We start from the raw sequence: 6,864 nt of genomic DNA on the forward strand, positions 1-6,864 counted from the left end.
AACTTCAAAATGATTGGCGGCTTCGGTGTAATGCTTTTCGTGGGCAATTGTCCATTCCGCAATCTCAATTCGTTCAAGCTTGGTGGTTTTTCGTCCATTCTTCAATCGGGGTCTCCTCCTAGTAGAACTAGAATCTAGTGATTTCCCACTAGTATACCGGGAAACCCATTGGGAGATAACCCCAACGTTTGAAACTTCGTATTTTCTTGTTAATTCTGAATACGATGTATCTCCGGCCAGATATTCCTGAATGACGCCAAGTTTGAATTCTTTTGAATATTGTTGCTTTGTGGTTCTTTTAAGACCATCAACTCCTCTAATCTGATACCTTTCTAACCACTGTTTTACTTGGTCGTGCTTAACCCCATATTGACTTTCTATTTGATGAGGGTTTGCGGTTCCGTCTTGAAGTAAACCAATGTAGAAGAGCTTTTCCTCTAAGGTATATCTAGACCCTTTTCGGCCCATACAAAAACTCCTTCCTAGGTAAACAAGCTTTAATTATTTGCTTGTCTACTCAAGAAGGAGTATAGCCCGCTCCTATTTTGGAGCAGTTGCCTTTCGTTGTTAGATGGTCGAAAACAATCTTCAGTTCGATAAGTTAATCAATCAGTCCATAATGCTTTAAACCATTCACAATTCCACCGTTAATGTTTGACTTGGTGACGAAAGATGCCTTTTCTTTAACTTCCGGTACACCATTGCCCATTGCAATTGGAAATTTCACTTCAGAAAACATTTGCAGGTCATTCATTTGATCACCAAATGCGTATGATGGAATGTCGCCAAGGTTCAACTTCTTCATTAAAGCCTGAATACCAGTCTGTTTGGAAACGCCCCACTTCATGGTATCCAAACACCGCGGGTTATTACGAACCAGAGATAGCTTACCCTTGAATTTGTCTTGGTAGAGCTTGTCTTTGTCGTAATTGAAGACATTTAAGAAATTGACTTCATTATGCTTGTAGAAGTCGGGATCGACATGGGGTGTCAGTCGCAGAAGACGATAATTCACCTTCGTCATATCATTTTCGAAAGTTAAAGCAAATTCTTTGTTGTTATAAAAAGAAATCACGTCTCCCTGTTGTTTGGCAAAAGCAAGAATTTCCTCAATCACATCATCACTAATTTTTTCTGCCTTTAATTTTTTGCCTTCGTATTGGACGTAACTACCATTTGCGCTCACTAATGAATTAATGCCGGTGGCATCGATGACATACTGAATTTCAAAAATATTTCGACCAGTAGAAATGACTGGTAAAATATTATTTGCCCGTAATTCATTGATTGCCGCGACATTTTCATCAGACACATTTTTTTCGTTATCAAAAAGTGTCCCGTCTAAGTCAAAAAATACAACCGCTTTATACATTGAATTTCCTCCCTTTAGCTTGTTAACTATATTGTACTACTTAATATGGTGGGCATTCCCAATTTTAACTTTACAATCTTGAAATTATATATATTGTGTTACCACATTTTGTGGTACACTATATATTGTCATTTTATTATAAAGAGGGGCTACCATGGTGATAATAACTGCAGGAATGATTGGGGTCGGAAAGACCACTTTAACTGGAAAGATTGCTGAACATTTAGGGACAAAGGCGTTTTTTGAACCTGTTGGCGACAACCCAGTTTTACCGCTCTACTACTCCAATCCAAAACAATATGGATTCTTACTTCAAATCTACTTTTTAAATAAGCGCTTCTCGATGATCAAACAGGCACTCAGCGACGATAATAATGTTTTAGATCGTTCGATCTATGAAGATGCGCTGTTTACCCGCGAAAATAACGCTCAGGGAAACATCTCCGATACTGAGCTGGATGTTTATCTCAAATTATTGAACAACATGATGGCAGAACTTGATGAATTACCTAAGAAGGCACCAGATTTGCTTGTTTATGCCGATAGCGACTTTGAGACCATCAAACACCGGATTAAAAAACGCGGTCGTGACTACGAACAGTTTGACGACAATCCCGGACTTCAAGAATACTACTTCAAGATGTGGGCAGCATACAAAAAATGGTTCCAAGAGTACGATGTCAGCCCTAAAATCAAAATTGACCTGCAGAAGTATGACTTATCGGACCCTAAAAACATCGACATTGTCTTGGGTCAAATCGATCAGGCATTGGCCAAGATTCGTCAGCCTCAAAGTGAAACACTTTAACGGATCTTCTTTACATCGGCATGTGCATAATGCTAACGATAATCAATTAAAATGGAGACGTTCAGCTGTTGATTTTTCAGCCGAACATCCCCATTTTTAGTCGGATAATTTAATCTTCCCAACTTTGCGATTGGGATCATTTTTATAGTCGACGCTTCCCTTTGATACCAAGTAATCAATCCGGTGGCGATACCACCACTCAGGTGCAAACGGATAATCACCCAATGTCTCTCCAATGACCCGAATAATATTTCTAAATCGCCTGCGACTCAAATTGGCAAGAACGAAACGATCGTAGAAGTCGATTGATTGGCCGATAATGTTGCCATTGATCACCGTCCTAATCGGATGATTCTCGCTTCTCAGATCGCGCCAATAATAACTGAAAGATCTTCGCGATTGAGTGGACAATCCGCTTTGAAGTGAGAATAGGCCCAGTTGGTCAATGTCTTCTTCACTAATTTCGCCTAACTGGGAAATGATCATCAAATGGTCATCTCTGACAAAAGTCATGGGCACCTTAATGGTCACTGTTTTCACTGAAAAATCCTTAAGATAGTCACAGAGCCATAAAAAGCCACAATAATCATCAGAATTCTCGCTCCACCAAACTCGGAAGCATTCCCCTGCGTGAGCGTTTTGACTCAATTCATGAAGTGATTTCCGTAAAGTGTCGACTGCCTCGGCAGTTAGCTGTTCTGAGGCTTTATAATGAGCATATTGAATTTTGCAGACGGTTTTTCGGCTTTCAATAAACGAGCAATCACTAATGTCACCCAAACTCGAGTACATTGGCATTGCCAAAACCTGCCGTTCAATATGCCTTTTCTGATAGTAATACTTTAATGTCGATGCAAAACTATCACTGAATACAATGTCAATCATGACCGAACCTCACCCTTCGAAATTGTCATTTCCTAATGACGTGCTCCGAAAAGTATAACTTTTTTGGTGGCCGTGATGCAACTTTTATTTGACTGAATCAAATCAGGCTTGTTAGGATTGATTTAACAATATTAAAGGAGATGTCGATTTGCAAAATACCAAACAACATCAATTATCAGCCGCTCAAATCTGCGGCTGGATTGTCTGGTGGGTCATCACCATCGTAGTTTTGGTGTTGGCAATCTTTATGCTGACACGAACAACGGATGCAACCGGAGTGAAGAACTCATGGGATTATCAATTGATTTCAATTTTCCTTTTGTTGGTATATGGCGTCCAACAAGTCATTGCTTTCTTTGGCATTAAACGACTTCATCACAATGAAAGCTATGTCTGGCCGATCGTTTTGATTGTTCTAGGGCTGTTAGGCAGTTTCTTGTACGTGGTTCCTGGGATTTGGGGATTAATTGTCAATAATCCGCAGAAAAATCAGCCAACCAAAATTGAATGAAGCACCACACCAAAAGGGCGAACCAGGTATTCTCGAAATACCGGTTCGCCTCTTTTTTCATTATTTGTCTTCGCTCTACTTAAACGAGCGAATCTCGATGAACCACAAAAACGTCACATGGTGCCTGAGCAATCACGAAGGCGGCCGTTGATCCCATGGTCATCCGATCAACAAAATTTGCCCCAGTGGCCCCAACAACAATTGCGTCCACATGCGCTTCATCAACCAACTCGTGGGCCAATTGGTTTTTGGGATCGCCGGATGTCACGAAGGCGTTCACATCAAGCCCATGGTCTTTGGCCATCAACTCATATTTATGAACGAGCCGTTGGAATCTGGATTTAACTTCGTCAATCGTTGATTGATTAACGTTCCCAAAACCAATTAAGGCGGCTTTAGACACACCCAGAATCTCTCGGTCGTTGATAATCGCCACAATTGTCAGTCTGGCATGATTATGCTCGGCAATAGTAATTGCTTGTCTAACGGCCTTGGCGGCAGTTTTTGAACCATCAATTCCCACTAGAATATTCAAATAATTAAAGTCCAACATGTCAACCACCTCAATGTCTTTACTTAGTCGTCAACTCATAAATAGATTGGCCATAAATTGCCATTGCCTTAATCAAATCAGCAACCGGTTGGAATTCATTTGCCTGATGCATGGTGTCTTGGGCGTTAGGGAATAATGCCCCAAACGCCACACCACGCTTCATCAAGCGGGCATAAGTGCCGCCGCCGACGACTTCCGGCTTGGAATCCAGGTCACCAGTCTGCTCCTGATAAACGTGCATCAATGTGTCGACAATGGGATCGCTTGGATCAACATAATGCGTCTCCATATTGTTGATTTCCTTCACTGTCCCGTGAAGTTTGTCGGCTGCTTGTTGCAGGTGCGCCAGAATCTTCTGATCGTCAGTCCCTTTTGGATAACGGAAGTTCGTGTTGACGCTCCCGCCCTGCTTCATATCAAATTTCATAATCCCAACGTTCATGGTTAATTCTCCCATGATGTCATCAACGTGTGCAGCCCCAATTTTTTTTGCACGTGAATCATCATGCAAGTCCTCAGCCAGATAAGAGATAAATTCCTTAGCCGCCCCTTTGAATGGATACTCGTTCAAAAACTTAGCAAGATACGTCCCGGCATTGACACCGTTTTTAGGTTCCATTGCGTGAGCCGCCTTGCCGGTAATGTGCAAAGCAATCCCTTGACCGGTTGATTTAACGTCACCGGCAATCGGGTTTTGATCCAAAAACTGGGTGAACCCATCCACAAAGTTTTCATTGTCACCAACCTCAACCAATGCGTCAGCGGACCCGGGAACCATGTTTAATCGCAAACCGGAATCAAACGTTTTGAGTGTGAAATCCGAACCATTTGTATGGCCAAAGCTCGTGACATAAGTGGCATTGCCCTTCTCGCCATTAATCAGTGGGAATTCGGCATCCGGAGAAAAGCCAAAGGTCGGCTCTGGCTCAACTTCGAAATAATGCTTCATCCCGGTCCAATCGCTTTCCTCATCGGTTCCAATAATCAAGCGAATCTTCATTTTCGGCTCAATACCACTATCCTTCAACATTTTTAGGCCATAATAGGCGGCCAGTGCCGGTCCCTTATCATCTGATGTCCCACGACCATACACCCTGCCGTTTTTTTCAACCATTTCAAACGGGTTGGTTTCCCAGCCATCGCCAGCGGGCATGACGTCAGCGTGTGCCTGCATGGCCATCGTTTGGTCGCCTGAGCCATATTCAATATAACCGACAATATTATCAATATTTTGTGTCTTGAACCCATCGCGTGCGCCGAATGATAAGAATTTGAGCATCGCTTTAGTTGGTCCTTCACCCAGCGGAAATTCATCCGTCTTGTGCTCATCGTCACGAACACTATTGATACTGATCAATTCCTTAAGGTCCTTCAAATAATCAGCTTGGTAATCTTGAGCACGCTTTTTCCAATCAATTGTCATTTTTCTCGCTCCTGTCCATTTCTTATAGTTTAATTTTATCACACTATTCAACCGGCGTTGGTAATCGGTCCACCCCAGAAATGCTATAATTAAGCTGAATACGGAATCGGATGGGAGATCTGACAATGGTAAACGTCAAAAAAATCACAAATCAAATTTTAACGGACGTTATTCGCAAACGGCCGGCAAATAGTTTTAAGGGCACTTACGGTAAAATTGTGTTGATTGGCGGCAGCCAAAACTTTGGCGGCGCGATTATTATGGCCTCACTGGCAGCAGTCTATTCCGGTGCCGGCTTGGTTACCACGATAACGGACCCCAGCAATCAAACTCCTTTGCACGACTGGCTGCCGGAGGCCATGTTCGTCGATTGGAATCAATTCGAACAGGCCGAACCCATTATTAAAAGCGCAGATGTCGTCGTGATTGGGCCAGGACTCGGAACTGACCCCAGTGCGCTGACATTGCTGACAAAGGTCTTTCACCTTGTCGAAAGCGGGCAAAAGTTAGTCATTGACGGCTCAGCATTGACATTACTTGCAAGCAACAATTTGCCTCTACCCAAGGATTCAGTCAACATTCTAACGCCACATCAAATGGAATGGCAGCGAGTGTCCGGTATCAGAATTGCTGACCAGACACCCGAAAAAAACCAAGCAGCGGCTAACCAGCGCCACGCAATCGTGGTGATCAAATCACATCGAACCCAAGTATACGCGGACAATCATGTCTACGAAAATACTGGTGGTACCCCTGCCCAAGCAACTGGCGGCATGGGTGACACGTTGGCGGGCATGGTTGGGGGGTTTGTCGCGCAGTTCAAAGATCCCCAAAAAGCAGTCTTAGCCGCCGTTTATTCCCACAGCGCCATCGCTGATAAATTAGCTGAGAAACAATATGTCGTCCTGCCCCATCAAATCAGTGAAGCACTGCCGAAATTCATGTATAAACATCAGGCTAAATAAGCCAATTTAATCACAAAGAGGCTGGGACATAAGTCCCGCCGATAAATAAACTGAGCCGCATTTTCCACTTTCTCTGGAAGATGCGGCTCAGTTTTTCTATCCAACCAAAAATATGAGTTAAATTGGCCATCATTTTGGCCAATTTATTCATATTTGCTGCCATCAAGATAATTCCTAATTCATTATTGACTTGTCTTAATCCACATACCGATAATCTACGGAAACGCAAATTAGCCTTCAGGTTACCAAAGGCTGGCTCATCCTCAAGTTTTCGCTTAGCGAAAATGGCCTGGCCCTCTGGGCTTGAAAGCTGTTCACGAATATATTCTTTTTGGGATTCCCAATTC

At 42.9% G+C, this 6,864-nt stretch carries 9 protein-coding genes; 3 read left to right on the forward strand and 6 right to left on the reverse strand.

What is annotated here, in order from left to right:
- Together LPKJCM_RS00305 and LPKJCM_RS00310 are read right to left on the reverse strand one after the other, a co-directional pair.
- Window positions 1–468: transposase (locus LPKJCM_RS00305; RefSeq protein ID WP_133057538.1), on the reverse strand; the 468-nt coding region annotated here is incomplete at its 3' end.
- A 133-nt stretch (window positions 469–601) separates the two neighbouring features.
- The gene (locus LPKJCM_RS00310) at window positions 602–1,372 is read right to left on the reverse strand and encodes a Cof-type HAD-IIB family hydrolase (RefSeq protein ID WP_057963200.1); all 771 of its coding nucleotides are present in this window, start codon (window positions 1,370–1,372) and stop codon (window positions 602–604) included.
- Between the two features lie 154 nt (window positions 1,373–1,526).
- Here LPKJCM_RS00310 and LPKJCM_RS00315 point away from each other — a divergent pair, with 154 nt between their 5' ends.
- Window positions 1,527–2,180, forward strand: coding sequence for a deoxynucleoside kinase (locus LPKJCM_RS00315; protein WP_057963201.1), 654 nt, complete (start codon window positions 1,527–1,529; stop codon window positions 2,178–2,180).
- A gap of 96 nt (window positions 2,181–2,276) precedes the next feature.
- Here LPKJCM_RS00315 and LPKJCM_RS00320 read toward each other — a convergent pair whose 3' ends face one another.
- Entirely contained in the window at window positions 2,277–3,065 is a 789-nt protein-coding gene (locus tag LPKJCM_RS00320) for a DUF1835 domain-containing protein (protein ID WP_057963202.1), read from the reverse strand.
- Between the two features lie 148 nt (window positions 3,066–3,213).
- Between LPKJCM_RS00320 and LPKJCM_RS00325 the strand changes: the two genes are divergently transcribed.
- A complete protein-coding gene (locus LPKJCM_RS00325) occupies window positions 3,214–3,576 on the forward strand; it encodes a DUF3923 family protein (protein WP_057963203.1) in 363 nt (120 codons plus the stop codon).
- 79 nt (window positions 3,577–3,655) lie between these two features.
- On the opposite strand, the gene LPKJCM_RS00330 is transcribed toward LPKJCM_RS00325, so the two are convergent.
- Complete coding sequence (locus LPKJCM_RS00330; RefSeq protein WP_057963204.1) at window positions 3,656–4,129, reverse strand: universal stress protein; 474 nt, start codon at window positions 4,127–4,129, stop codon at window positions 3,656–3,658.
- A gap of 19 nt (window positions 4,130–4,148) precedes the next feature.
- Window positions 4,149–5,552 (reverse strand): dipeptidase PepV, encoded by a 1,404-nt coding sequence (gene pepV / locus LPKJCM_RS00335; protein WP_057963205.1) that lies wholly within the window; start codon window positions 5,550–5,552, stop codon window positions 4,149–4,151.
- 125 nt (window positions 5,553–5,677) lie between these two features.
- On the opposite strand from pepV, the gene LPKJCM_RS00340 reads away from it, so the two are divergent.
- Window positions 5,678–6,517, forward strand: a complete 840-nt coding sequence (locus tag LPKJCM_RS00340; protein WP_057963206.1) for an NAD(P)H-hydrate dehydratase — start codon at window positions 5,678–5,680, stop codon at window positions 6,515–6,517.
- A 10-nt stretch (window positions 6,518–6,527) separates the two neighbouring features.
- Here the strand turns inward: LPKJCM_RS00340 and LPKJCM_RS00345 are convergent.
- Window positions 6,528–6,864: transposase (locus LPKJCM_RS00345; protein ID WP_174658991.1), on the reverse strand; the 337-nt coding region annotated here is incomplete at its 5' end.

Origin of the sequence: Lentilactobacillus parakefiri (assembly GCF_002157585.1) — a bacterium.
GTDB lineage: Bacteria > Bacillota > Bacilli > Lactobacillales > Lactobacillaceae > Lentilactobacillus > Lentilactobacillus parakefiri.

What these genes read in the sequence shown, in the direction of transcription:
- LPKJCM_RS00310 (WP_057963200.1), bottom strand. Translation starts at nt 1,372, where the DNA reads ATGTATAAAGCGGTTGTATTTTTTGACTTAGACGGGACACTTTTTGAT.
- LPKJCM_RS00315 (WP_057963201.1), top strand. Translation starts at nt 1,527, where the DNA reads ATGGTGATAATAACTGCAGGAATGATTGGGGTCGGAAAGACCACTTTA.
- LPKJCM_RS00320 (WP_057963202.1), bottom strand. Translation starts at nt 3,065, where the DNA reads ATGATTGACATTGTATTCAGTGATAGTTTTGCATCGACATTAAAGTAT.
- LPKJCM_RS00330 (WP_057963204.1), bottom strand. Translation starts at nt 4,129, where the DNA reads ATGTTGGACTTTAATTATTTGAATATTCTAGTGGGAATTGATGGTTCA.
- pepV (WP_057963205.1), bottom strand. Translation starts at nt 5,552, where the DNA reads ATGACAATTGATTGGAAAAAGCGTGCTCAAGATTACCAAGCTGATTAT.
- LPKJCM_RS00340 (WP_057963206.1), top strand. Translation starts at nt 5,678, where the DNA reads ATGGTAAACGTCAAAAAAATCACAAATCAAATTTTAACGGACGTTATT.